Raw genomic sequence first — 25,186 nt, forward strand, 5'->3', positions numbered from 1 at the left:
CCATTTCATCCTTTCTGGACAGTCTGTCAGAAATGTGTTGAGTAATTAAAAACCGGACAAGCTGTTGTTAATTAACAAACATTATAATAATAAACTGATTATTGAAATATTAACACATTATATTATAATATAAATTGATTGATAAATCAACACTTGTTGATAAAAAGAGGAGGAGTTTGGGTGGTTCGTTTCGGAAAAGGGGTTGTGAAATTTCGTGTTCCGATCCTGATCGTCTGCTTTTTGCTGCTGATCCCATCGATATTGGGAATGGCGTTTACCAGGATCAATTATGATATCCTGGATTACCTGCCGGACGATATGGACACAGTAAAAGGACAGGACATTTTGTTGGATGATTTTGGAATCGGTGCGTTTTCCCTGGTCATGGTAGAGGGAATGGAGCCGAAGGATGTCGCAAAGCTGGAGGCGCAGCTTAAAGAGGTTGACCATGTAGCCGATGTCCTGTGGTATGACAGCCTGGCGGATGTTTCGGTTCCGATGGAGCTTCTGCCGGAGAAGGTTTATGACGTCTTTAATCAGGGAGACACGACCATGATGGCTGTTTTCTTTGACAGCTCAACCTCAGCGGATGAAACGCTGGAAGCAATCACACAGATACGTTCCGTTGCTGGAAAGCAGTGCTTTGTTTCCGGGATGTCCGCTATGGTGACAGACCTGCGGGAGTTATGTGAACAGGAAGAACCGATTTATGTTGGGATCGCCGTTTTGCTGGCCTGTCTGGTCATGATGCTCTGCATGGACTCCTGGGTGATTCCGATTATTTTCCTGCTGAGCATCGGGATGGCAATTGTTTATAACCAGGGAAGCAATTATTTTATGGGCGAGGTTTCCTATATTACAAAGGCGCTTTCTGCAGTTCTGCAGCTTGGCGTTACGATGGACTATTCCATTTTCCTCTGGCACAGCTACAGCGAGCAGAAGGAACGGTTTGAGGGCGATAAGGAACGGGCGATGGCCCATGCGATCTCCAATACCGTCACCTCGGTGCTGGGCAGCTCCATTACCACCATTGCCGGATTTATCGCGCTGTGTTTTATGACCTTTACGCTGGGGAAAGACCTAGGAATCGTCATGGCGAAGGGTGTCGCCTTTGGGGTTCTGGGCTGCGTTACCATCCTGCCCTCCATGATTTTGTGCTGCGACAAGGTGATTGAAAAGACAAGGCATCGCCCGCTGCTGCCGAGCTTCAAAAAACTTCCGCAGTTTATCCTGAAACATTATAAGGCGCTGATCGCGGTGTTCTTGGTTTTATTGATCCCTGCGCTCTATGGATATACCAAAACCAACGTATACTATAACCTTGGGGACACCCTGCCGGCTGATATGGACTATATGATTGCCAACAGTAAGCTGCAGGATGAATTTGAAATGGGTTCCACGCACATGATTTTGGCTGATTCCGGGATGAGCAGCAAGGATACGCGGAAGATGCTGGAAGAGATCAACCGGGTGGATGGGGTCAAAACATCGCTGGGCCTTGCTTCTGTTTTAGGCTCTGCGGTGCCGGAGGAAGTCATTCCGGACTCCGTCAGGGAAATATTAAAATCCGACCGATACCAGCTGATCCTGGTCAGCTCTGAGTATAAGGTAGCAAGCGACGAGGTAAACAGCCAGTTAGATCAGATCAATACCATTTTAAAGGATTATGACCCGAACGGTATGCTCATTGGGGAGGCTCCTTGCACAAAAGATCTGATCACAACTACAGACCGGGATTTCCAGGTGGTGAATACCCTCTCAATCGCCGCGATATTCGTGATTATCCTGTTGGTTCTGAAGTCAATTTCCCTGCCGGTCATTCTGGTGTCGGTGATTGAACTGGCGATCTTTGTGAACCTGGGCATTCCGCATTATACCGGTACAGTACTGCCGTTTATCGCCTCGATCTGCATCAGCACCATCCAGCTTGGGGCAACGGTCGATTATGCGATCCTGATGACGACCCGGTATAAAAAGGAGCGGTTCCGCGGCATGGAAAAGAGAGACGCGGTCTATACGGCTCTAAGCGCTTCCATTCCTTCAATTGTCGTCAGCGCGCTGGGATTCTTTGCCGCGACCTTTGGCGTCGGCGTTTATTCAGAGATTGACATTATCAGCTCGCTATGCAGTCTGATGGCAAGGGGCGCTCTGATTAGTATGGTATCCGTCATCTTCTTCCTGCCGCCGATGTTTATGGCGTTTGACAGGCTGATCTGTAAAACCGGGATCGGCTTCCGCCAGAAGAAAGAAAAACAGGAAAAAATGATAAATGGAGGTCTTCAGGTATGAAATGGAAGAAAGAAAACATATTGAAGGTTGTATCTTGCTTTGCGGCTGTCGCCGTAACGGCGGGAAGCGTAAGCGCGCTTGCTTACGCAGCGCAGGCAAATCAGGAAAAGGACAGCAGCACCCAGTCAGAATCGGCCGATGCAGATACAACGCCAACCGCAGACGCCGATCTTCTGAATGAAAAGGATGAAACAGTATATGTACTGGCGGAGGCTGACGGCAATGTGAAAAAAATCATTGTCAGCGATTGGCTGAAGAATCTCCTGGGTGACAGCCAGGTAGAGGATCAAACGCAGCTCAGTGATATTTCTAATGTCAAGGGGGATGAAACTGGCCAGAGAGGTTCGGACGGCAGCTATACCTGGCCGGCAGACGGCGGCGACATCTACTATCAGGGAACCATTGAAAAAGAGCTGCCGGTCAATATGAGCATTGAGTATCTTTTGGATGGGAAGAAAATCACCCCGGCGGACTTAGCCGGGAAGAGCGGAAAGGTCACCATCCGGTTAACTTATAAGAATACTCAGAAAAAAACTGTTACAGTCAATGGAAAGGCAGAAACCGTCTATGTTCCATTTGTGGCTGTGACGGGTCTGGCGCTGGATAATGAACATTTTAGAAATGTAGAGATTTCCAACGGGAAAGTAGTCAGCGACGGCGACCGAAGCATTGTGATGGGCTTTGCCCTGCCTGGAATGCAGGAAAGCCTGAAGCTCGACAAAGATAAGCTGGAATTTCCGGAAAGTGTGGAGATTACGGCCGATGTAACTGATTTTTCCCTCCTCACGACGCTGACTGTCGTTACGAATGAACTGTTTAATGAGCTTGATCTTGATGATGTCGATGATCTTGACGGTTTAAAGGAAGCAGTAACGCAACTGCAGGATGCCTGCACCCAGCTTTTGGACGGTTCCTCCGCGCTTTATGAGGGGCTGGGCACCCTGCTGACCAAATCAGGTGAGCTGATCAGCGGCGTCGGCCAACTGGCGGACGGCGCAAAAGACCTCAAGGAAGGCGCTTCCTCCCTGAGCGACGGGACACAGGAGCTGAAGGACGGTACTGGCGAATTAAATGATGGGCTGAAAGAGCTCTCCGGACAGAGCGGTAATCTCAAGGCGGGGGCAAAGCAGGTGTTTGAAACCTTGCTTTCCACAGCGAATACACAACTGAAAGAAGCGGGACTCAGTGTCCCGACATTGACGATTGAGAATTATTCTACCGTACTCAACAATGCCATTGCGGGTCTTGATTCGGATACAGTTTATCAGATGGCATATCAGTCGGCGCTCAGCCAGGTGAAGAAAGCGATAGAGGATAAATCGGCTGAGATTTACAACCAGGTTTATGCGGCGGCTGAACAAAAGGTAAAGGCCGGCGTACTGGAAAGCCAGGGACTGACGGAGGAACAGTACAATGCTCTGCCATCCGGGCAGAGGCAGGCGATTGATGAAGCGGTTAATCAGCAGATGCAATCAGATTCTGTTGTCAAGGAAATCAACCGTACCGTTCAGGACACCAAGGATAACCTGATTGACCAGCAAATGAAGAGTCAGACGATTCAGGACAGCATCCGGCAGGCAGTGCAGGATGCAGAAAATGGAAGCAGCAGCCTTCATCAGCTAAAAAAACAGCTTGACGCCTACAGCCAGTTCTACCAAGGGCTGCAGGATTATACTGACGGGGTTGATCAGGCGTACAAGGGCAGCCAGGAACTAAACAAAGGCGCCTCTAATCTGAATAGTGGTGCAGAGCAGCTGAAAAACGGCGCCAAGGATTTATCGGACGGCGTTTCTGCCTTGCAGTCCGGCAGCTCGGCGTTATTGGACGGTGTATCGGCGCTGAATGACGGCGCGATGCAGCTAAACGATGGCATGAAGGAATTTAAGGAGGAAGGGATTGACAAGCTGGCCGAGGCGTTCAACGGGGATTTTGAAGATTTAATCGGTCGCTTCCAGGCAATGGCGGATGCCTCCAGGGAATACCGCAGCTTTGCCGGGATTTCCGATCAGATGGCAGGGAATGTAAAATTTATTTACCGGACGGATTCTATTGGAGGATAGTTTTTTTACAAAATCTTTATGTCTTTACAGCAGGTGTTCTAAAGAATACCTGCTGTTTTTATGCAAATTCCTCTTTTTTTCTGTAGTAGTTTGACATTATTCTACAGATTGTTTATAATTGGTTTCATGAGAAGTATACCTAAAATGTAGTAGAATGTGAACAGAAAGAGGAATGTGATTTTATGAAGAAGCTCCTATCGGTATTATTGATCACCGCAATGCTGGCGACCGTTTTTCCGATGCAGGTTTTGGCTGAAGAGGATGATACTACCTCTGTAACAACATCGGAGTCTCAGACTGATGATACATCTTCACAGACAGAATCAAACCCTTCTTCTGACAGCAGTGAAGATACAAGTTCGGAGATTTCTTCTGATACTTCGGAGGATAGTACGTCCAGCGTGGATGGGCAGGAGTCGGAATTTGCCGAACCGGACGCGGAAACGCAGGCTCTGGTAGATGAAATCAAAGCCTACAGCAGTCCTAAGAAGGCAATGTTCCGCAGCGCGGCGCTCACCTATGAGCAGAGTCTTGCGCAATTTCCGGAAAGCTATCATGACGCTTTAGAAGCGCTGCACAAAAAATATCCCAACTGGAAATTCCAGATGGTGGATACTGGGCTTGACTGGAGCAAAGCGGTTACTGCGGAGAGCAAGGGCTTGGTACAGAATGGTGCAAGCAACCTCATTAAGAGCAACGCGTCCGGTGACTATAATGTCAGCACCGGAAAATATGTGCAGAAGGATGCCGGCTGGGTGCGGACAACCCGCGCGATGACGGCTTATTTCCTTGATCCCAGAAACTTTTTGGATGCGAAGGGTTCCCTTATCTTTGAGGGCAATGAATATAATGCCTCCCGGCAAACCCTTGAGGGAGTGGAAGCGATCCTTTCCGGCTCATTTATGTCCAATAAAAAGATTTCCTATATTAACACCAGCGGCAAAACAGTCAAGTTGGATGTAACTTATGGGCAAACAATTTATACTGCGGGAGTCAAATATAAAGTCAGCCCCTACTATCTCGCTTCTAAAATCCTTCAGGAAGTTGGGGTTAATGGAAGCGGGAGTGTTTCCGGCACCTATGTCGGCCCGGCAAGCGGGGTGAAATATACCGGATACTACAATTTTTACAATATCGGCGCATATGACGGTACATATCCGATTGAAAACGCTATGAAGCGCGCGAAAAAGGAAGGCTGGAACGATCCGATAAAGGCAATAGAGGGCGGCGCGAAATTTATTGAGAACGGATATATCTCGGCTGGTCAGCAGACAAGTTATTTCCAGCGTTTTAATGTGAATCCGGCCGCCTCCTCCGCTACATATACCCATCAGTATATGACCAGCATCTTCGGCGCGGCGGCGGAAGCTCTTTCGACATATAACGGCTATAATAAAATCGGGCTTCTGTCTGATGAGCGGGTGTTGTACATCCCGGTCTATGACAATATGCCTGATTTAGACGCCACAGTGTCCTTTACAAAATCAGTTAAGACGGCAAAGGTGACGACCACATCTTCCCCATTGAAACTGCGCTCGAAAGCCTCTACTGAAACAGATAGTTCCGTTTTGGTTAGCATTCCAAAAGGAACTACCGTTACTGTTTTGAGCGGCGGAACACGATATGATACGGACACCTATAGCTCGAAAGTTCTCTATAATCCATACTGGTACTATATCAGCGCCACTGTGGGAGGAAAGACCTACAAAGGTTATGCCAGCGCGGAATTTATTACAGTTAATACTGATACGACAATTACCAAAGGAAAAACCAAAACCCTGAGCTATAAAACCTCCGGAAAAGCCGGTACGGTTTACTTTGAAACCAGCAATCCGGCGGTCGCCACTGTTGACTCAAAGGGCGTTGTTACGGCGGTTGGTGCCGGAACGGCAACGATTTATGCGCAGACAGGGAACGGAAGCTTTGATGCGATTGGGGTAAAAGTAAACGCTCCGGCCAACGAACGGAAAGTCACCTTTAATGCAAACGGCGGCAGCGTCAGCACAAGCTCCAAGACAGTGACAAACGGCAGTACCTATGGTACGCTGCCAACGCCAACCCGTTCAGGATATGTGTTCCAGGGCTGGTATACGGCTAAGAGCGGCGGATCTAAGGTGACATCCTCAACGAAGGTAAATTCCAGCAGTGATATTACCCTTTACGCGCGTTGGGCGAAAAATATTGCTGGCTCTGGAATTACGGTTTCCTCTATTTCCGCCCAGAATTATACCGGTTCAGCGATTAAGCCGAAACCTACGGTGAAGGATGGGTCTACAACCTTAAAAGAGGGAACACATTATACCCTGTCCTACAGCAATAACACCAATGCTGGGACAGCAACGGTAAAAATTACCGGAACAGGCAGCTACGGCGGAAGCAGAAGCGTCACCTTTACCATTAAAGAAAAGCTGGTTACCTATACGGCTACTACAACAGTAAATTACCGTACCGGGCCAGGAACCTCCTATTCCATTGGCGGGACGCTGAAATCGGGTGCAAGCGTATCTGTTGTAGAGGGCTATTCCAAATCTGCAAACGGTTATACCTGGGCAAAGGTAAAGATCAACAGCAAATATTATTATGTTGCTTCTAAATACCTTAAAGAGAAGAGCTCTTCCGGTTCCGGCAGTTCGGAGAAATTGACCACCTATACGACTACTACGGTGGTGAACTACCGTACCGGGCCGGGAACTTCCTATTCCATTGGCGGGACGCTGAAATCGGGTGCAAGTGTATCGGTGGTTTCAGGCTATTCCAAGTCCGCGAATGGCTATACCTGGTACAAGGTAAAGATCAGCAGCAAATATTATTATGTTGCTTCTAAATACTTGAAGGCTAAGAGCTCCTCAAGCTCTGGCAGTAGCTCCGGGGGTTCTTCCGGAAGCTCAGAAACCTTGAAAACTTATGTAACTACTACAACGATTAATTACCGTACAGGTGCAGGAACTTCCTATAAATCCGCTGGTCTGCTCAGCAAGGGTGCGAGTGTGTCAGTGGTTTCCGGCTATTCCAAATCCGCGAACGGCTACACCTGGTATAAGATTAAGATTGGCGGAAAATATTACTACGCTGCTTCCAAGTATTTGAAATTAAAGAGCAGCAGCTCCAGCAGTTCTTCCAGCTCAGAAAAACTGGTAAAATATAAGGTAACTACTACTATTAATTACAGGACTGGCGCCGGCACTGCCTATAAGTCGGCGGGGCTGTTATATGCGGGTGCAGGCGTGTCTGTTGTAGATGGCTATTCCAAATCCGCAAACGGCTATACCTGGTATAAGCTCAAAATCGGAAGCAAGTATTATTATGCAGCTTCGAAATATCTCAAAAAAGCTTAATGAAAAAGCGGCCCGTTTCAAATCGGGCCGCTTTTTGCAGACAAATATTTTGTAATTCTCAAAATTAACACAGGGTGTCCGGAATATTTTCCGGACACCCTGTGTTTGGCTATATAGCTATTTATAAAGCGGGCCGTACGCCGCGCAGGCACGGTAATCTGCGCTCTCCAAATCAGCAGTTCCAAATCCGCCCCAGGAATGTGGGCGGTAAATATCAGAAGCCGACACATTATGCATTGAAACCGGAATTCTCAGCATTGAGGCGAGGGTAATCAGATCCTGCCCGATATGTCCAAAGGCGAAAGCACCATGGTTGGCACCCCAATTTGCCATAACTGAATAGACGCTGTCAAACGCGCCGGTTCCGGTCAGTCTTGGTACAAACCAGGTAGTCGGCCAAGTGGGGTCAGTACGCAGATCGATGATATTGTGCACTTCTTCCGGAAGGGTAATGGTATATCCTTCGGCAATTTGTAGGGTTGGCCCTACACCGGCAACCAGGTTCATCCGAACCAATGTTACCGGGAGCTGCGCGTCAGTTACAAAATGTGCGGAGAAGCCGCCGCCGGAAAAATAACCCGCGTTGGCCGGATGCCAGGAGGTGGCTTTCAAGCAACGGTCAATATCGTCCTCTTTCATATTGTACCAGGATTTCATAGTGGGCTTTCCATCGGCATCCTTTGCCTGGGCACTGCCGTCGAGAGCGGCCGCGCCGGAATTGATCAGATGAATAAACCCGTCCTTCGCCATCCCGTCTGGTTTCCAGCCGCTTACCCGTTCAATGGCTTCCGGGCTCCAGTAGGTGCGCACGTCCGCGAAAACGCTGGCGCCGTTGGTCATCAGTTGTCCCAACAGCATGGAAACACCGTTGAGGTTGTCATTTTCAGTTGCAAGGACAGTAGGACGCCTTGCACCGGTCCAGTCAAAGGTAGAGGAGAGGATTGATTCTGCAAAGTCTCCGACCGGCTGCCAGTCCGACCACATCCGCTGTCCCTGGAAGCCGCCTGCAATGGCGTTGCGGCCAAGACTTTCCTCATAATAGCCCAGCTCTTTCAGCCGTGGATTGCCAAGCATGATGTCCCGGATCACCAATGTCATCTTAACGACGAATTTCCATTCCTCTGCTTTCTGTTCTTCGGAATGCTGCAGCTCTGCCGGATTTCGGTCAATCCCTTCTTTGCAGTTTGCCATTGTCCACGCATATGCGCGTTCATATTCTTCCGGATCATAGATACCGCCCTGAATCCGGCGGAGTACTTCTGTCATGTCGACAAATTCAGGCCGGACACCCAGATATTTCTGGAAGAAGGCGTCATCGCAGTAAGATCCCTGGATGCCCATGGAGACAGAACCGATATTGACATAGCTCTTATTCCGGATGGTACCGACTGCAATCGCACATTTGGCAAAGCGAAGGATTTTTTCCTGCACATCCTCAGGGATGGAAGTATCCTGTTTGTCCTGTACATCGTGTCCATAAATGCTGAACGCAGGATATCCCTTTTGCGCATGGGCGGCGAGAACCGCGGCAAGGTAAACAGCACCCGGATTTTCTGTTCCGTTGAAGCCCCAGACAGCCTTTACCGTCATTGGGTCGGTATCCATCGTTTCGCTTCCATAGCACCAGCAAGAGGTGACGCTTAAGGTTCCTACCACATTTTCGGTGGAGAATTTATCCGCGCATTGCTTTGCCTGGGCGCTGCCGCTGATGGTAGTGTCCGCAATTACACACTGTACAGGATCTCCGTCGATATCCTTGAGGCTTCCTTCAATCAGCTCTTTTGCGGCGATCGCCATGCTCATAACCTTTTCTTCCAGATTTGCACGCTCCGCCCGACGTCCGTCAATAATCGGCCGGATTCCAATTTTTGGTTTATTCATTTTCTCGCTCCATTCTGCCGGCTTTCGGCATTCCTTTTCTGATATAAATTGAATATTTCCTGTATTAAGCCAATGATATCAAACCGGATATTGGGTGTCAATGGGAGGATGTTCTAAAGATAATTTCTAAAACTTATGGAGTCTGACGAAAGAATAGGAAACAATGAAAGATTTCCATTGTGTTTCGGGTAGAAAGCCGATATAATAAGGATAAGAAAATTGTGATGAAGGGAAGAAAATAGATGGAGCATTCTATTCAACTGGATCATATCACGCTGGGGGTTTGCTACTATCCGGAACATTGGCCTGAAACCTTATGGGAGGACGACCTGATCCGGATGAAGGAACACGGGATCGAGGTGATCCGGATCGCGGAGTTTGCGTGGAATTTATTTGAACCGACACAGGGGAATTTTACCTTTGCCTTTTTTGACCGGTTCATGGAAGCTGTCCGGAGGCAGGAGATGAAAGTGATTTTCTGCACCCCGACCGCAACCCCGCCAGCGTGGCTGACCGAAGCCTATCCGGAAGTTTTAAACGTTGATCTGGAGGGACATCCGGTCTATCACGGGATGCGCCGGCACTATAACTATAATTCCCCTGTTTACCGCAGGTTTACGGAAACAATTGTGGAAAAGCTGGCAGAGCACTATGGAAGCCATCCTAATATTATCGGATGGCAGATCGATAATGAGCTGAACTGCGAATGCGACGTTTTCTATTCGGAAGCAGATCACAGGGCATTCCGGGAATACCTGAAGAATAAATATCAGATGCTGGATAACCTGAATGAATCGCTGGGAATGACTTTTTGGAACCAGACCTATACCGATTGGAACCAGGTGTATCTGCCGCGAAAAAACTATCATAATTCCCCAAATCCACATCTGGCACTGGAAGAGAAAAAATTCTTTTCCCAGAGCGCGGTGTCTTACTGTAAGCTGCAAAGCGACATTCTGCGCCGTTATCTGAAAAACGGGCAGTTTATTACGACAAACGGACACTTTGGACATCTGGATTATCAGGAATTAATGGATCAGTCGCTGGACTTTTTGTGCTATGACAGCTATCCTGACTTTGCGTTTGATCTTGGGGCTGACCCAAAACGTCCCGGCAATCTGAATGACCGAAAATGGAGCTGGTCCTTGATCAAAACCCGATCGATCTCTTCAAATTTTGGAATCATGGAGCAGCAGTCTGGCGCGAACGGGTGGACAACCCGGATGGAGGCGCCTGCACCGAAGCCGGGCCAGATGCGGCTCTGGACAATGCAGAGCATCGCCCATGGAGCGGATTTCATCAGCTATTTCCGTTGGCGTACCTGCTGGATTGGGACAGAAATCTACTGGCACGGCCTGAATGACTATTCCAACGAGCCTAACCGCCGTTTAGAGGAGCTCAAGGCAATCTATCGCGATATCCGGGTAATGGGTGAGATTGCGGGCGCAAAATATCAGGCGAAGATTGCAGTTGTAAAAGATTACCCGAATGAATGGGACGGAGAACATGACCGTTGGCATGGGCCTTTGTCCAATTTCAGCGATGACGGATGGTTCCGTGCAACACAGTTGACTCATACGCCGTGCGATTTTTTATATCTTTGGCAGAAGAGCAGCTTGCAGGAGCTTGCCGCTTATGACGTTTTGATTTATCCTCATGCCACAATTCTAACGGAAGAAACAGCCGGCCTGCTCAAAAAATATGTTGAGCAGGGGGGAACGTTGGTGTTCGGTGCGCGGACTGGCTATAAGGACGAATACGGGAGATGCCCGATGCGACCGATGGCGGGCTATGCCGGGGAGCTTTGCGGCGTCCGGATAGCAGACTATACCTTCCTGGGGCCATATGACGAAAAGCAGACGGCTGTTTGGAACGGAAAAGAAATTGACGCTCCCTTCTTCAACGATGTGCTTGAAGTGACGGCGCCGGAGGCGAAGGTAGAGGCTTCCTTTACCTCGAATTATTACCAGGGCTCTCCTGCGCTTGTGAGCAGAAAGATCGGCAGAGGAACCGCCTACTATTTCGGCGCTGGCTTCTCGATGGAAACCGCAAAGGCCTTCTTAACGGAACTGGGAATCGGCGCCCCTTATTCTGACTGTCTGACAATTCCGCCGCAGTGTGAGCTGGCGGTACGGAAAAAGGGTGGGCAGGAATATTTCTTTGTCCTGAACTATAAGGAATATCCCTGCACAGTGGAGCTGAAACAGCCCATGAAGGATATCCTGAGCGGCCGGGAGCGCTCCGGCGCACAGGAGCTTCCGCCATACGGCGTCATGGTGCTGAGCCGGTAATATTTTATTTCGAATGAAAGGGTTGATGAGATGGAAAAGAAATCGTTTCAAGGAATCGAGCGTGTGCTCGACCGCTCCAGGGTAATGGTCGCAGGACATCGCGGGATGAAGGCTCTTTATCCGGAAAACACGCTGTTAGGCTTTCGGAAAGCATTGGAGCAGGGCGTTGATATGCTGGAAATTGATCTCAACCTCACCAGCGACCATGAAGTGGTTGTGATGCATGACAATGATGTATCTCGTACAACCGATCAGTCAGGATTGATCCGGAATATGACGCTGGCACAGATCAAGACGCTCGACGCGGGCGGAAAATTCGCAGAAGAATTCAAAGGCTTGGAGGTACCGACGCTTTCGGAGCTTTGCGAGCTGTTAAAAGACTGGCCGGAAATTCTGCTGAATGTAGAGATAAAAGAGCGGACTCATGAAACTGTAGATTGCGCGATGAAAATCCTAGAGCAGTACGCTATGCTTGAGCGGTGTGTATTCACCTGCTTTGACGCTGAGATCATAGACTATATGGTGGATACCTATCAGGTGAAGACTCAGGGCTTTCCGAAAGAATACATGGACAATTTCCGGGAAGGGCCTGACGGTACCTATTCCAAGCTGTTCGCAGTGGGAATTGCGATGGAGGCATTCCCGGACAGGCCTGATATGAGGCTGCTTTCTCCGGAGCTGACAAAGGAATTCCAGGATATGGGAATTGAGGTCTGGGGCTTTTGCCCGGATGATGAGCAAACGGCGGAAGAAGCATTAAGCAGCGGATCAACGCTGTTCACCTGCAATAATCCGATCCCGGCGCTGGCTGTTTTGAAGAAAAAAGGACTGCATGAATGACTTGCAGGCGGCTGTGGCAGCAGCCGCCTGTATTGTTTTTCATTGAAACTTTTCTCCAATCCGGATATAATAAAATTATCTAGGAAGGAAACAGGTGAACAACATGTTGATTGCGGATCTGCATATTCATTCTAAATATTCGCGTGCCACCAGCAGGGACTGTGTTGCGGAACAGCTTGATTTTTGGGGAGCGAGGAAGGGGATTGGCCTGATCGGAACTGGCGACTTTACCCATCCGGCCTGGCGGGCGGAGCTAAAGGAGAAGCTTATGCCGGCAGAGGACGGACTGTACTGCCTGAAGCCGGAGCTTCGCATCACAGAGAACCGGATCGGCGGAGACGTACGGTTTGTGGTTTCAGGCGAGATCAGCTCTATTTATAAAAAGAACGGAAAAACCAGAAAGATACATAACCTGATTCTGCTGCCGGGCCTGGAGGAAGCAGACAGGCTCTCCAAAAAACTCGAAGCAATCGGGAATATCCATTCGGACGGCCGTCCGATTTTGGGACTGGACAGCCATGATTTGTTGGAAATTACGCTGGAGACCTGCCCGGACGCCATCTTTATCCCGGCCCATATCTGGACGCCTCACTTTTCCCTGTTCGGTGCTTTTTCTGGATTTGATACGATTGAGGAATGTTTTGAAGATCTGACTCCCCATATTCATGCACTGGAGACGGGGCTTTCCTCCGATCCGCCCATGAACTGGCGGGTATCCGCACTAGACAGGTATACGATGGTGTCCCATTCTGATGCACATTCCCCGGCAAAGCTTGGGAGAGAGGCAGACCTTTTAGACATTTCACCCTCCTATCAGGCGTTGAACCGCGCAATTTGCGAAGGCGCGCGGGGAGGATTTTATGGGACAATTGAGTTTTTCCCGGAGGAAGGGAAATACCACTATGACGGACATCGGGCTTGCGGCCTTTGCCTGAAGCCGCAGGAAACGGCGCAGTACAATGGAAAATGCCCGGTATGTGGGAAAAAGATTACGATTGGGGTAGAGCACAGAGTGGAGCAGCTTGCTGACCGGGCCGAGGGCTGCCGCCCGGAAAACGCCCGCCATTTTGAAAGCCTGGTTCCCCTGCCTGAGGTTATTGCGGCTTCTACCGGAAGATCGGCAGCAAGCAAAAGGGTACAGGCGGAATACGAGATGATTTTAGGAAAACTCGGCCCGGAGTTTGCAATTTTGAGGGACATACCACTTGATCTGATCGGCCGGGCTGCGGGCCCCTGCGTGGAAGAGGGGATTCGCAGGCTGCGGGAAGGTAAGGTGAAACGGATTCCCGGATACGATGGGGAATACGGCACAATTGAACTGCTGACACCCTCGGAAATCACCCAGCTAAGCGGGCAATTAAGCTTTCTGCCGGTTACCTCCATGAAGCTGGAAGGAAAAGAGAAGCCAAAAAGACTTGACCGAAACATAAGTCCAGAGCCGGTAAAAGAGGAAGGCCCAGCCAGCCGGTTAAATCCGGAGCAGATGGAGGCTGTCAGGACAAATGCGCCGGCGGCAGCCGTCGTCGCGGGGCCGGGAACCGGAAAGACCAAAACCCTGGTTTCACGAATTCTGTTCCTGATCCAGGAGCAGGGCGTCAAGCCGTCTGAAATTACCGCCGTCACCTTCACAAACCAGGCGGCAAGGGAGATGAAAGAGCGGCTGGAAGAGGAGCTTGGCACAAAACGGATCACGAAATCCATGACAATCGGCACCTTTCATGCCATTTGCATGAATCAGCTTAAGAGATGGGAAAAAGGCTTCTCTCTTGTGGATGAGCTCACAGCAGAAGAACTGGCGAAAAAGGTATTAAAGCAGTTTGGTTCCAGATGGAATCCAAAACGGCTGCTTCGGGAAATATCCCTCTGCAAAAACTGCCGGGTGACGAAATCAGAAACCCTGCCTGCAGAATGGTACCAGACTTATCAGCAGTGTTTAGAGGAACAGAATCTGCTTGATTATGATGATCTTTTGATCCGGGCGCTGCAGCATTGGGAACAAGCCGGAAAGGAACAGAAAAGGGAAGCGGTACACAGCCGGTATCTGCTGGTTGATGAATTTCAGGATATCAATACCCTGCAATATCAGCTTATCCTCCAGTGGAATCAGCTTGGGAAAGGGCTGTTCGTAATCGGTGATCCTGACCAGGCGATCTATGGTTTCCGGGGCGCGGACGCGTATTGCTTTGAGAAACTGAAAACGGATTTCCCTGCACTTCAGGAAATTCGCCTAACACGCAATTACCGTTCTTCGCCGGAAATTTTGACCAGCGCTCTGTCTGTCATTTCGAGAAATCCAGGAGAAGAACGGATACTTCTGCCGCAGCTTCCAAAATCTGAAAAACCTGTATTCGTTCGGGCGGAAAGCGACCTGTCGGAGGCGATTTTTATCGCGAAGGAAATCAACCGGATGGTTGGCGGGATGGATATGCTGGATGCACAGTCCTTCCTGGGCGGACAGGAAAAAGCGAGAAGCTTTTCCGATATCGCCGTCCTTTACCGGACTCACCGGCAGGAGGAACTTCTTGAGCAGTGTCTGCGCAAGGAGAGCATCCCCTATGCTGTGGCAGGAAGAGACGATCTGCTTTCCGATCCGTTGGTAAACGGCACTGTTTCATTTTTCCGGTTTTTGCTGGAGTCTGACGACCATTTTTCGCTCAGGGTTTATCTGAACCGAATTGAAAAGCTTTCTGCGACAGAAGCAGAGCGCGTTGCCGGAGAATGGAAACCGGATATGGAAACAGTGAGTTCAGAGCGATGGGCGGACCGGATCGTGCGTTACCGGAAAAAGCTCAAGCAGAAACCGGAAAAGCTGGTGGCAGACTGGATTTCGGAATTACAGCTTACCGATTCCAAAGAAATGGGGAAACTTTTGAATATGGCGGTATTCCATCCTGATCTCCTCTCATTCCTGAATAACCTGACCTTTGGAGAGGAGGGAGACTGGAAACGGGCCGCCAAACGGAGCTATGTCTCCGATGCGGTGACACTCATGACCTTCCATGCCTCCAAGGGACTGGAATATCCGGTTGTTTTCCTGTGCGGGGCAAAAAAAGGAACCGTGCCGATGGAACGCCCGGGAACAGAACCGCCAATAGAGGAAGAACGGCGGCTGTTCTATGTAGCTATGACTAGGGCAAAGGAAACGCTAATCCTCTCTGCCGCGCAGGAACCCTCTGCGTTTCTCGGAGATATTCCCCGTGAACAGCTCCAGACGGAATCTGCGCCACCAGGAAAAGAAAGGGCAGAAGGAAAACAGCTCAGCTTCTTTTGATTTTAATATATAGCTAAAAGAGCCTGCACATTTTAATGTACAGGCCCTTTTTTAAAAAAAGTCGTGCAGCCAGATTGGCTTCCGGTAAAAGATTTGATCAATGGCAGAGGTTTCCTGATGAATGGTGACATGCGGCATCAGCCGGATTTCCTGCCCTTCATAGCAGCCCGAAATCAGCCGTGTGAAATCTCCGATTCCCATTGAAATCTGCGGAGCGGCTTCGGTCTTCTCTGCCCGGATGGCTTTCCCGTCTTGGAATTCGACGGTGAAAACACCTTCGTTCCAGGGTGCGGACTTGTCGGCGATTTCAATTGAGAGCGCTCCGTCCCCGCGGTATGCAGCAGCCATCAGCACCGGTACTGCATCCACCACCCGGTAAAGCCCGGCAAAGCTGATCTTTCGTGTAATCCCATTGGCTTCTCCAAGAAAAAGCTCTAATGGGATGTCTGCCGGAAGGGAAAGGACAAGCGAGTCATAATTTGCCGCAAAGGATTTGACAAAGGACAAAAGTCCCTTCAGCCCCTCGATATCCCGAAAACAGAATTCGACTCCCCGGAAGGGCGTGCCGCAATCCATCCGCCGTTCCTTGTCCACGGTTTCTTTATAGAAACGAAGATATCCTTTTGGGACGCCTTTCTCGTTCCGGTAGAGATACCAATAGGCTTTGCTTTCCACCGGGTCTGGAGTAAAAGGGGAAAAATCAAGATCCTCACGGATGGCAGCAAGATTATATCCGGAGACAAAGTCCCGGTAGATAAGATGATAGTCTGACAGATCTTCACCCGGCCGATATAGATGATAGGAGCCCTTTCCCTCATAATTGGGAATGGAGGACAGTGGTACGGTCCATTCCACTGTCTGCGGCGCCAGCTCATAGCCAAACTGCCGGTAATATTCCACAGAAAAGGGATAAAGGGCGGAAAAAACCTGTCCCTGCTCTTTCATTTCCCGAAAAGCCTGTTCGAAACAGCCGCGGATTGCCCCTCTGCGCCGGTAGCCCGGAAGGGTAGAAACAAAGCCGATTCCGCTCATCCCAACACTTTTTCCGTCAAACTGGATTTGATAGGGATAGGTTGAAATAGAACCCATCATTGTTCCGTCATCGTCAAAAGCCGCCCAGCGGCAAAGGGAATAGTGGTCTGGACGGGAGGAGGGCGATTCCTTGATTTGCTTGAGACGTTCTTCCAGAGTGGTTTTTTTGGCGGAGAATTCAAAGGCAATGTTCCCGATTTCTTCTGCCTGCAAAAATTCCTGCGGTGTTATTTTTCTGACAATCATCTTCGTTACCAATGCTTTCGCTCGGCGAAAGCATTCCTTTCCTAGAAATTGAGGCTGGTTTTGCGAAGCAAAATCGCCGTCTTTCAGATGACGAAGATCACAAAATACTGATTGAAAAAGGTATCCTGCAGAAAATTTTTCGTGTCTATGCTTCGCTCCAGTATGTTTTCAGGTTTTTCAGTCCGATTGGAAGGGCGACATCCGGATGCTCCAGCCCTTCAAATTCAATTGCGATTGTCCCGTCAAACCCGGCACGCTTTAACGCCGCCAGACAGTGGCGCACCGGAACATCTCCATGCCCGATGATAGCTCCGCGAAGAAAGGTGCCGTTCCTGCTTTGGAAAAAGCCTTCCCCTGGGTTTTGTCCGGACGGAGATTTGACATGGAAATCCTTCGCATGGGCATAAAATGCATAAGGAGCGACCCGTCCGACTGCGATTTCCGGCGCTTCATCGGCACACAGGAAATTCCCGATATCGGTCAGAAGACCGAAATTCGGGTGGGCGACGGTATTGACAAGCTGTTCCACTCTGGTGCTGTCCTGGCAGAAGAACCCGTGATTTTCGATCATCGTCCGGATGCCGAGAGACTGCCCATATTCGGTGATTTCCCGGCATGCATCTGCGAGGGTAGGCAGATAGTGGGAAAAACCCCGGTATTGGCGCTCCTTAACAGAGGGGCCAACGGTACAATCGTGACGAATATAGGATACACCCAAAATGGCCGCCAAGTCAAGCATATGCTTGATGCGCTCTACTTCCTTTTGGGTGTCACCGCCGAATGCGTTGAGCAGGTCGGCGTCAAAGGTAAAGCCGGAGAGAGGGATTCCACATTCCTCTGCGGTATTCCGAACCTGTTCTGCATAGGCTTCGTCAGAGATGTCGTCCGGATGATAAAGATTTTGTATTTCCACTGCATCGAATCCGAGTGCTTTGGCGCGCTTGATTGTCCCGAGCTGGGACAATTCCCCGCTTTGAATCAAAGGGTAATAGCAGTAGGTGCTCATCGAAACATTCATGTTTAGTCCTCCTGGGAAAGAATTACTTCATGTCCGGTTGCCGCTGATTTATATAATGCGTCTAAGATTGCCATCATTTCTACTCCATCCTCTGCAGGGGAACGGCAGGGCAGGCCGTCCTTTACGCAGGAAATAAAATGGCTGATTTCCTGATAGAACAGGTCTTCAAAGCTGAGCGCCGTCGGGACAGTGAGAGAGACGTTTGTCATATATCCGCAATCCTCGCTGAACAGCTCCAGCTCAGGGTTAAGCTTCGCGCCGGCTTTGGTTCCAAACAATTCGATTTCTCCCTTGTCTTCTTTTAAATTCAGGCTGAAGCTTGCGTCGATCTGCAGTACCGCACCGTTTTCAAACCGGATCATTCCGGTCGCCAGGTCTTCTACATCGCAGATATCATGGTCGGTTTTTCCGGAGGACTGGTAACCGGCCGCACCCTTGATTTCACTGCGGTCGCCCAATTTCCGGAAGGTGGCGCCATAGACGGAAACCGCTTTTGGCTTTCCCATCAGATAGCGAACCAGGTCGATCACATGGACGCCAAGATCAATCAGCGGGCCGCCGCCTGAACGGGATTTGTCACCGAACCAGCCGCCGGGATTTCCTTTCCGGCGGAGATAAGTCGCTTTTGCAAAATAGAGCTCTCCGAAATAATCCTGATCAATAAAATCCTGGAGGATCGCGCAGTCATTTCCAAACCGGCGGACAAAACCGATCATCAACAGCCTGTTATTCCGCAGGGCTGCTTCCCGCATCTGTTCTGCCTGGGCCTTTGACAGCGCCATTGGCTTTTCGCAGAGGACATGCTTGCCGGCATCGAGCGCAGCGACCGCGGCAGGAGCATGCGCGCTGTTCCAGGTGCAGACGCTGACTGCGTCTAGCTCTGGCAGAGAGAGCATCTCATGATAGTCGTGATAAAGACGAGTGATCTGATATTTCTCTCCCATTTTCGTGAGACGGTCTGAATTAATATCGCAGAATGCGTAAAGCTCTGCGTCCGGACTGCGCAGATAGGACTGGATATGTTCCTCGGAGATATTTCCGACGCCGATGATCCCGATTTTAATTTTCTCTTTCATCTTCGTTTTCATTCCTTTCTTTGCATTGTTTAACAGTAAAGCTTACTTTTTCCAGAGGCTTCTCAGGTAATCCGCCGCAAGGGCGATATCAGCGGACGGGTTGTCGCCGACCTCCCGTTCAATAGTCAGATATCCGTGATATCCGATCTGATCTAGGGCGTTGAGATATGCTTTGAAATCCACATCGCCCTGTCCGAGCGGCAGCTCGATAAAGGCTTCGGCAGATTGAATTTCATCCTCAATCAGCCCATAGATGATTTCCGGATTCTTGTCCAGCAGCTTTCTTCCGTCCTTAGCATGGGTGTGTACGATATAATCTTTAAGGGTATAAACCGCTTCCACAGGATCATCGCCGGTTACCATGACAAAGTTTGCAGGATCAAGGTTGACGGCTACGCCTTTGGAACCAAGCGAATCCAGGAAGCTCTTTAAGGTTTGCGCGCGTTCCGGCCCGGTTTCAATGGCAAAATGGGCATCCATGCCGTCCGCATAGGCGGAGAGCTCCAGGCAGGCCTTCTGCATGACTTCATAGCGGGGATGTTCCGGGCTTTCCGGTATGACGCCGATATGGGTAGTGACGACATCTGTTTCGAGCATTTTAGCAAGCTCCAGAATGCGTTTGGATTCCTCAATCAGTTCCGGATTCAAGGATGGATCCCCGAAGCCCCGACCCAAGTCGCCGCAGAGCGCGGTAATAGTGAGCCCGTATGACTGAACCAGCTTGAGAAATTCCCTGCATTTTTCCGGGGTCATAGCACGCGGAGCAAACTCTCCCCGTGTTGCATAAATTTGGATTCCGCCGAGGTTCAGTTCCGCCGCTTTTTTGAGCGCGGTATGGGTATCGGTCTGAAATGATTCCAACAATACACCAATGGGAAACGCTTTCATACAAAACCTCCTGATAAAAAGATTGTTATTACGATATTTTTATTATATAATGGATATAGTGAAAAAGAAATCCTGATTTTTGTCAGTTCATAACACAATTTTGCTTTCTCAAAACGGTGGAATTCTAAAAAACACAAAAAGGTGCAGTGACTTTTATGACACTTTATGAAAAACACACCTATTCGGAAAAAGATTTCCCAGTGATCTTTCATTTAGACCGTAGAGGGCAGGCTTCGGATGATTTTCCGATCCATTGGCATGAAAATATTGAGCTGCTTTACTTTGTCGAGGGGGATGCCGAGATCACGCTGAATGACCAGCACGTGCGTGCGGAAAAGGGGGATGTGGTGGTGATTAATTCGGAAATACTCCACTGGATTCGCGGCGGTGAAACCAGAAGCGTTTATTACTGCCTGATCCCAGACAGGACGTTAACGGATTCCTTTCCCTTTATGTCGCCGGATTCCCTGTTTATGCCGGTTGTCCGTGACAGGATGATCGCGCGGTATTATGAGCAGTTGGCGGAGGAGGTGGATCAGATGCCCTCCGGGTATCAGCGGGCGGTTTTTGCGTTGATCGAGCTGATTTTTTTGCAGTTGACGAGACGCTATCAGACGGGCCGGGAAAATCGAGAGCTGACCGACAGCGGGAATCCTAAAGTTGAGATGGTAAAATCAGCCATTCGGTTTCTCCGAGGGCATTACCGGGAAGGGATTTCTGTAGCTGATGTTTGTACTCATGTGGGCTTCAGCAAATGCTATTTCTGCCATGTATTTAAAGAAATTACCGGACAAACTGCTTTGGAATACCTAAACCGTCTGCGCTGTATGAACGCAAGGAAAATGATGGCCTCCGGGCAGTATAATATCAGTGAGAGCGCACTCCAAAGCGGTTTCCATAACCTTTCCTATTTTTCAAGAACCTATAAAAAGGTGTTTGGCCGCCTTCCATCACAGGAAAAGCATCCAGATTTTGCGGAGTAGCTTTAACCGATGAATATCCTTTCACGATTATGCGATACTAATAAAAACGAAAGGATTTGGCATTATGAAACCGAAAAAGGAACTCAAGGACAATCTTGCACAGGCCGCTAACCCTACCCTGAAGCAGAAGAAAAAGATTCTGTCCGATGTGCAGGGGAGCTATACGGGCGTGCCCATGGATGATGAACAGCCGGTGCAGGACGCTGATGACCTGTAGAAAAGCACCAAAAAGGCAGCAGAATTTTCTGCTGCCTTTTTATTGACTTTTTTCTCTTTCTTGCCTATAATAAAAATCAGATTCTTAAATAAGAAATAATTCGTATATACGAAAAGGTGGGCGGTCTATGGATCATCGGGCAACCGGACGGGTTTTAGACATCTTTGAGCTGCTCGCAGGCCAGGAGAATGGAATGAACCTGACAGACATCTGCGATGTACTGGGAGCTCCGAAGAGCAGCTTGTTTCCTATCCTGCATACCCTGGAAGAACGCGGATACCTTAAGCAGGAGAGGCAGACGCGCTGCTATCGAATCGGACAAATGGCTTATCAAATCGGAAATTCCTATCTTCGGGATTCCTCCGGCCTGGATGAGCTGGAGAAGCTGATGGAAGCTGTAGTAGCTCAGTGCGGGGAAGCATGCCATCTCGCAGTGCTCAGCGGCAGCGATGTATTGTACCTGAGAAAGGTGGATTCGCCTCATGCCGTACGGATGACATCGTGCGTCGGAATTCGCCTCCCGGCTTATGGGACAGGACTGGGAAAAGCGCTCTTGACTGACTATACCCTCCCGATGCTTCAAGCGATGTATCCGGAGGGACTGAAAGCATTGACCTCCAAAACGATCACCGACTATGCGGTGCTGGAGCAGCAACTGAAGGAGAGCAGGAAAACCGGTTTTTCCTATGAGTCGGAGGAGTCAAATCTGGATATCTGCTGTATTGCAGTGCCGCTGCGGAAAAAAGGGGAGATTGTCGCGGCCTTTAGCGTAGCCGTACCGGTTTACCGGTATGACGACACCAAAAAGAGGCAGATTGAGCAGGCTTTAACTATAGCGAAACAGCAGGCCGAAAAGCTGCTCCAGTTTACTGATTTAGGTCTGCAATAAACAGAGGGGGGTTCCAATGGATTTTGTCACAATTGGGGAGACCATGGCGGCATTTGTTCCGAAGGAGCATGGAAAGCTGCGGTATATCTCAGATTATCAGGTTCGGATTGCCGGCGCGGAGAGCAATTTTGCCATAGGGGCAAAGAAGCTGGGATGCTCCGCCCGATGGATCAGCCGGGTTGGGAAGGATGAATTTGGAGAGCAGGTTCTGCGGGCTGTCCGGGCTGAAGGAGTAGAAGCTTATGCGGCTGCCGATCCGGATTATCGGACAGGGTTAATGTTCAAGGAGACAAGCGAGGGAAGCGAGACAAAGGTTACCTATTACCGGGAAAACTCTGCGGCCAGCCATTTATCGCCGGATGATATCAGGGAGGAATGGATCGCGGATGCAAAAATTTTACATATTACCGGGATTACACCGGTATTGAGCGAAAGCTGCCGGGAGACGATTGACCGGGCCATGTTGATCGCGGAGAAGCATAGCGTGAAAATTAGCTTTGACCCGAATATCCGCCGGAAACTCTGGAAAGACCGCGATTATACCGAGCTGATCAGGGAATATCTTTCCCGCGCACATTATGTGCTGATAGGGAAGGACGAGGCGCAGGTACTGTACGGAACCGGTGAGATAGAAAGGCTAAGAGAAATACTGTTTTCTTCCGGGCGGATGGAATATTTGGCGCTGAAGGACGGTGCAAAGGGAGCAACGGTCGCGTCAAAGGAGGAAATTTTTCCGATCCCTCCCTATCCCTGTAACAAGGTGGATCCGATTGGCGCGGGAGATGCGTTTGACGCGGCGTTCCTGGTGGGAATGCTGGAGGGGAAACCACTGTCGGAATGCGGCTTTTATGGAGCGGTTGCCGGAGCAAAAGCGACCGAGACGAGAGGAGATATTGAAGGATACCTGCTGCGTGAGGAACTGGAACAAATTTTAGGGAAGCAGGAGACAGTTTACCGTTAAAAGATAATTACAATCGATTATGTAAGAAAAGGTATGGTGCTGAACATGCGTGAAATAATCATAGAAAACCCGGTAGTTGCGATTATGAGAAAAGTCCCTATGGAGCAGGCTGTTCCCTATGTAGATACAGTCTCCGTCTGTGGGATTAAAGCGGTAGAGGTCGCCTTGAATTCTCCGGCGGCTCTGCAGCAGATAGCACTTTTAAAGGAACGGTTTGGCGCGGAGATTCGGATTGGAGCCGGAACTGCGGTTACTGTAGAAAAAGCGAGGGAAGCGGTCAAAGCGGGAGCAGACTTTTTGCTGTCGCCTTCAGTAGACGAAGATGTGCTCTGCTATTGTGCGGAGCAGAACATTCGTCTGCTGCCGGGAGTGATGACGCCAAGCGACGTCAGCCTTTGCGTGCGGTATGGCTTTACGGTTCTCAAGCTTTTCCCGGCCGGCGACCTTCCGATGGGATATGTGAAGAGCTTAAAGGGCCCCTTTGACCAGACCGACTATGTTGCGGTCGGTGGGGTGAAAAAAGAGAATGCCGCAGCCTTTTTTGCTGCGGGCTATCTTGGTGTCGGCGTAGCGAGCAACTTGATTCCAAAGGATCTTTTGAGCGCCAGAGACTGGGAAGGTGCGAAACAGGCGGTTCAGTCCTTTATGGACGAAATCAGACGGTAAGGAGAGGATATTGATGAAAATAACAGGAGTTAACACCTATTTGGTTCGTCCGAGGTGGTGCTTTGTTGAGATTGAAACAGACGATGGACTGACTGGTTGGGGCGAGCCGGTGGTTGAGGGAAAAGCCTCGACTGTCCGTGCCTGTGTGGAAGAAATGAAGGAGTATTTACTCGGCAATGACCCGATGCGGATCGAGGATATCTGGACAACGCTTTATCGGGCCGGATTTTACCGCGGAGGCCCGGTGTTGATGAGCGCAATCGCGGGAATCGACCAGGCCCTTTGGGATATCAAGGGGAAATTTTACGGCGCGCCGGTTTACGAGCTGATGGGCGGGCGTTGCCGGGATAAAATGAAGGTTTATTCCTGGATTGGCGGAGACCGTCCGAGCGACGTTGCGCGCGATGCGCTGGAAAAGAAGGAAAAGGGTTTTTCCGCTATCAAGATGAATGCTACCGAAGAATTGCAGATGATTGACAGCTATGAAAAGATTGACGCAGTTTTAGAGCGGGTTGCAGCGATCCGGGAGGCGGCAGGAAAATATTTTGGGATCGCAATCGATTTTCATGGGCGGGTACATAAGCCAATGGCTAAGGTTCTTGCCAAAAAGCTGGAGGAATTTGACCCGATGTTTATCGAGGAGCCGGTGCTCTGCGATAATATGGAAAGCTTCCGGGACGTTGCCAATGCCTGCAATATCCCGATTGCAACCGGGGAGCGGCTGTTCTCGCGCTGGGATTTCAAACGCCTGCTGGAAACGGGTTATGTGGATATTATCCAGCCCGACCTGTCCCATGCCGGAGGAATTACAGAAGTGAAAAAAATTGCCGCCATGGCGGAGGCCTATGATGTGGCGCTTGCTCCGCATTGCCCTCTGGGGCCGATTGCCTTGGCTTCCTGCCTGCAGGTTGACGCAACCAGTTACAACGCGTTTATCCAGGAACAGAGCATAGGGATTCACTATAACACCGGAGCTAGTGTGCTGGACTATGTCAATAACCGGGAAGACTTTGTTTTTGCCGGGGGATTTGTTAATCTGCCCAAGCTGCCGGGAATAGGTGTGGAGGTTAACAAGGAACTGGTGCTGGAGGAGAGCCGGCATCCTCATACATGGAAAAATCCTGTCTGGAGGCATCAGGACGGCTCCATCGCGGAATGGTAAAGATCTGTGTGGAATGTACAGCAGGTAACTGGCGATTTGCACATATTTTTTCTACATAAATTCTAAAGAAATATTGACATA

At 49.7% G+C, this 25,186-nt stretch carries 17 protein-coding genes; 12 read left to right on the top strand and 5 right to left on the bottom strand.

What is annotated here, in order from left to right:
• The first annotated feature begins 180 nt into the window (after positions 1-180).
• The 3 genes from CZ360_RS08965 to CZ360_RS08975 all read left to right on the top strand — a co-directional run bounded on the left by CZ360_RS08965 (position 181) and on the right by CZ360_RS08975 (position 7,684).
• On the top strand, positions 181-2,289 hold the full coding sequence (locus CZ360_RS08965) for an efflux RND transporter permease subunit (protein WP_077533872.1): 2,109 nt from the start codon (positions 181-183) through the stop codon (positions 2,287-2,289).
• Positions 2,286-4,349, top strand: a complete 2,064-nt coding sequence (locus CZ360_RS08970) for a hypothetical protein (protein ID WP_077533873.1) — start codon at positions 2,286-2,288, stop codon at positions 4,347-4,349. Before CZ360_RS08965 ends, CZ360_RS08970 begins: the two co-directional genes overlap by 4 nt.
• 182 nt (positions 4,350-4,531) lie before the next feature.
• Positions 4,532-7,684 carry an InlB B-repeat-containing protein gene (locus CZ360_RS08975; RefSeq protein WP_077533874.1) on the top strand — a complete coding sequence of 1,051 codons (3,153 nt, stop codon included), beginning with the start codon at positions 4,532-4,534 and terminating at the stop codon, positions 7,682-7,684.
• Positions 7,685-7,801: 117 nt separating this feature from the next.
• Here the strand turns inward: CZ360_RS08975 and CZ360_RS08980 are convergent, their stop codons facing one another.
• Complete coding sequence (locus tag CZ360_RS08980; RefSeq protein WP_077533875.1) at positions 7,802-9,565, bottom strand: L-fucose isomerase; 1,764 nt, start codon at positions 9,563-9,565, stop codon at positions 7,802-7,804.
• A 242-nt stretch (positions 9,566-9,807) separates the two neighbouring features.
• On the opposite strand from CZ360_RS08980, the gene CZ360_RS08985 reads away from it, so the two are divergent.
• From CZ360_RS08985 to CZ360_RS08995, 3 genes are all read left to right on the top strand, one after another.
• Positions 9,808-11,856 (top strand): beta-galactosidase, encoded by a 2,049-nt coding sequence (locus tag CZ360_RS08985; protein ID WP_077533876.1) that lies wholly within the window; start codon positions 9,808-9,810, stop codon positions 11,854-11,856.
• Positions 11,857-11,886: 30 nt separating this feature from the next.
• Positions 11,887-12,696: a glycerophosphodiester phosphodiesterase family protein gene (locus CZ360_RS08990; protein WP_077533877.1), complete on the top strand. Its 810-nt coding sequence runs from the start codon at positions 11,887-11,889 to the stop codon at positions 12,694-12,696.
• A gap of 103 nt (positions 12,697-12,799) precedes the next feature.
• A complete protein-coding gene (locus CZ360_RS08995; protein ID WP_077533878.1) occupies positions 12,800-15,967 on the top strand; it encodes a UvrD-helicase domain-containing protein in 3,168 nt (1,055 codons plus the stop codon).
• Positions 15,968-16,018: 51 nt separating this feature from the next.
• Here CZ360_RS08995 and CZ360_RS09000 read toward each other — a convergent pair whose 3' ends face one another.
• From CZ360_RS09000 to CZ360_RS09015, 4 genes are all read right to left on the bottom strand, one after another.
• Complete coding sequence (locus tag CZ360_RS09000) at positions 16,019-17,245, bottom strand: GNAT family N-acetyltransferase (protein WP_143530214.1); 1,227 nt, start codon at positions 17,243-17,245, stop codon at positions 16,019-16,021.
• Positions 17,246-17,390: 145 nt separating this feature from the next.
• Positions 17,391-18,263 carry a sugar phosphate isomerase/epimerase family protein gene (locus CZ360_RS09005; protein WP_077533880.1) on the bottom strand — a complete coding sequence of 291 codons (873 nt, stop codon included), beginning with the start codon at positions 18,261-18,263 and terminating at the stop codon, positions 17,391-17,393.
• Between the two features lie 2 nt (positions 18,264-18,265).
• On the bottom strand, positions 18,266-19,339 hold the full coding sequence (locus tag CZ360_RS09010) for a Gfo/Idh/MocA family protein (protein WP_077533881.1): 1,074 nt from the start codon (positions 19,337-19,339) through the stop codon (positions 18,266-18,268).
• 42 nt (positions 19,340-19,381) lie between these two features.
• A complete protein-coding gene (locus CZ360_RS09015) occupies positions 19,382-20,227 on the bottom strand; it encodes a sugar phosphate isomerase/epimerase family protein (RefSeq protein ID WP_077533882.1) in 846 nt (281 codons plus the stop codon).
• A gap of 155 nt (positions 20,228-20,382) precedes the next feature.
• On the opposite strand from CZ360_RS09015, the gene CZ360_RS09020 reads away from it, so the two are divergent.
• The 6 genes from CZ360_RS09020 (at position 20,383) to dgoD (ending at position 25,105) form a co-directional block, all read left to right on the top strand.
• The gene (locus tag CZ360_RS09020) at positions 20,383-21,210 is read left to right on the top strand and encodes a helix-turn-helix transcriptional regulator (protein WP_077533883.1); all 828 of its coding nucleotides are present in this window, start codon (positions 20,383-20,385) and stop codon (positions 21,208-21,210) included.
• 64 nt (positions 21,211-21,274) lie between these two features.
• Positions 21,275-21,427 (top strand): hypothetical protein, encoded by a 153-nt coding sequence (locus CZ360_RS14075; protein WP_159438205.1) that lies wholly within the window; start codon positions 21,275-21,277, stop codon positions 21,425-21,427.
• A 127-nt stretch (positions 21,428-21,554) separates the two neighbouring features.
• Positions 21,555-22,316: an IclR family transcriptional regulator gene (locus tag CZ360_RS09025; RefSeq protein ID WP_077533884.1), complete on the top strand. Its 762-nt coding sequence runs from the start codon at positions 21,555-21,557 to the stop codon at positions 22,314-22,316.
• 16 nt (positions 22,317-22,332) lie between these two features.
• Positions 22,333-23,277: a sugar kinase gene (locus tag CZ360_RS09030; RefSeq protein ID WP_077533885.1), complete on the top strand. Its 945-nt coding sequence runs from the start codon at positions 22,333-22,335 to the stop codon at positions 23,275-23,277.
• Between the two features lie 45 nt (positions 23,278-23,322).
• Positions 23,323-23,943, top strand: coding sequence for a bifunctional 4-hydroxy-2-oxoglutarate aldolase/2-dehydro-3-deoxy-phosphogluconate aldolase (locus CZ360_RS09035; RefSeq protein ID WP_077533886.1), 621 nt, complete (start codon positions 23,323-23,325; stop codon positions 23,941-23,943).
• A gap of 13 nt (positions 23,944-23,956) precedes the next feature.
• Complete coding sequence (dgoD, locus tag CZ360_RS09040) at positions 23,957-25,105, top strand: galactonate dehydratase (RefSeq protein WP_077533887.1); 1,149 nt, start codon at positions 23,957-23,959, stop codon at positions 25,103-25,105.
• The last annotated feature ends 81 nt before the right edge of the window (positions 25,106-25,186 follow it).

It is taken from the genome of Massiliimalia massiliensis, assembly GCF_900155615.1.
Taxonomy (GTDB): domain Bacteria; phylum Bacillota; class Clostridia; order Oscillospirales; family Ruminococcaceae; genus Massiliimalia; species Massiliimalia massiliensis.

What these genes read in the sequence shown, in the direction of transcription:
- CZ360_RS08970 (WP_077533873.1), top strand. Translation starts at nt 2,286, where the DNA reads ATGAAATGGAAGAAAGAAAACATATTGAAGGTTGTATCTTGCTTTGCG.
- CZ360_RS08975 (WP_077533874.1), top strand. Translation starts at nt 4,532, where the DNA reads ATGAAGAAGCTCCTATCGGTATTATTGATCACCGCAATGCTGGCGACC.
- CZ360_RS08980 (WP_077533875.1), bottom strand. Translation starts at nt 9,565, where the DNA reads ATGAATAAACCAAAAATTGGAATCCGGCCGATTATTGACGGACGTCGG.
- CZ360_RS08985 (WP_077533876.1), top strand. Translation starts at nt 9,808, where the DNA reads ATGGAGCATTCTATTCAACTGGATCATATCACGCTGGGGGTTTGCTAC.
- CZ360_RS08990 (WP_077533877.1), top strand. Translation starts at nt 11,887, where the DNA reads ATGGAAAAGAAATCGTTTCAAGGAATCGAGCGTGTGCTCGACCGCTCC.
- CZ360_RS08995 (WP_077533878.1), top strand. Translation starts at nt 12,800, where the DNA reads ATGTTGATTGCGGATCTGCATATTCATTCTAAATATTCGCGTGCCACC.
- CZ360_RS09000 (WP_143530214.1), bottom strand. Translation starts at nt 17,245, where the DNA reads ATGATTGTCAGAAAAATAACACCGCAGGAATTTTTGCAGGCAGAAGAA.
- CZ360_RS09005 (WP_077533880.1), bottom strand. Translation starts at nt 18,263, where the DNA reads ATGAATGTTTCGATGAGCACCTACTGCTATTACCCTTTGATTCAAAGC.
- CZ360_RS09010 (WP_077533881.1), bottom strand. Translation starts at nt 19,339, where the DNA reads ATGAAAGAGAAAATTAAAATCGGGATCATCGGCGTCGGAAATATCTCC.
- CZ360_RS09015 (WP_077533882.1), bottom strand. Translation starts at nt 20,227, where the DNA reads ATGAAAGCGTTTCCCATTGGTGTATTGTTGGAATCATTTCAGACCGAT.
- CZ360_RS09020 (WP_077533883.1), top strand. Translation starts at nt 20,383, where the DNA reads ATGACACTTTATGAAAAACACACCTATTCGGAAAAAGATTTCCCAGTG.
- CZ360_RS14075 (WP_159438205.1), top strand. Translation starts at nt 21,275, where the DNA reads ATGAAACCGAAAAAGGAACTCAAGGACAATCTTGCACAGGCCGCTAAC.
- CZ360_RS09025 (WP_077533884.1), top strand. Translation starts at nt 21,555, where the DNA reads ATGGATCATCGGGCAACCGGACGGGTTTTAGACATCTTTGAGCTGCTC.
- CZ360_RS09030 (WP_077533885.1), top strand. Translation starts at nt 22,333, where the DNA reads ATGGATTTTGTCACAATTGGGGAGACCATGGCGGCATTTGTTCCGAAG.
- CZ360_RS09035 (WP_077533886.1), top strand. Translation starts at nt 23,323, where the DNA reads ATGCGTGAAATAATCATAGAAAACCCGGTAGTTGCGATTATGAGAAAA.
- dgoD (WP_077533887.1), top strand. Translation starts at nt 23,957, where the DNA reads ATGAAAATAACAGGAGTTAACACCTATTTGGTTCGTCCGAGGTGGTGC.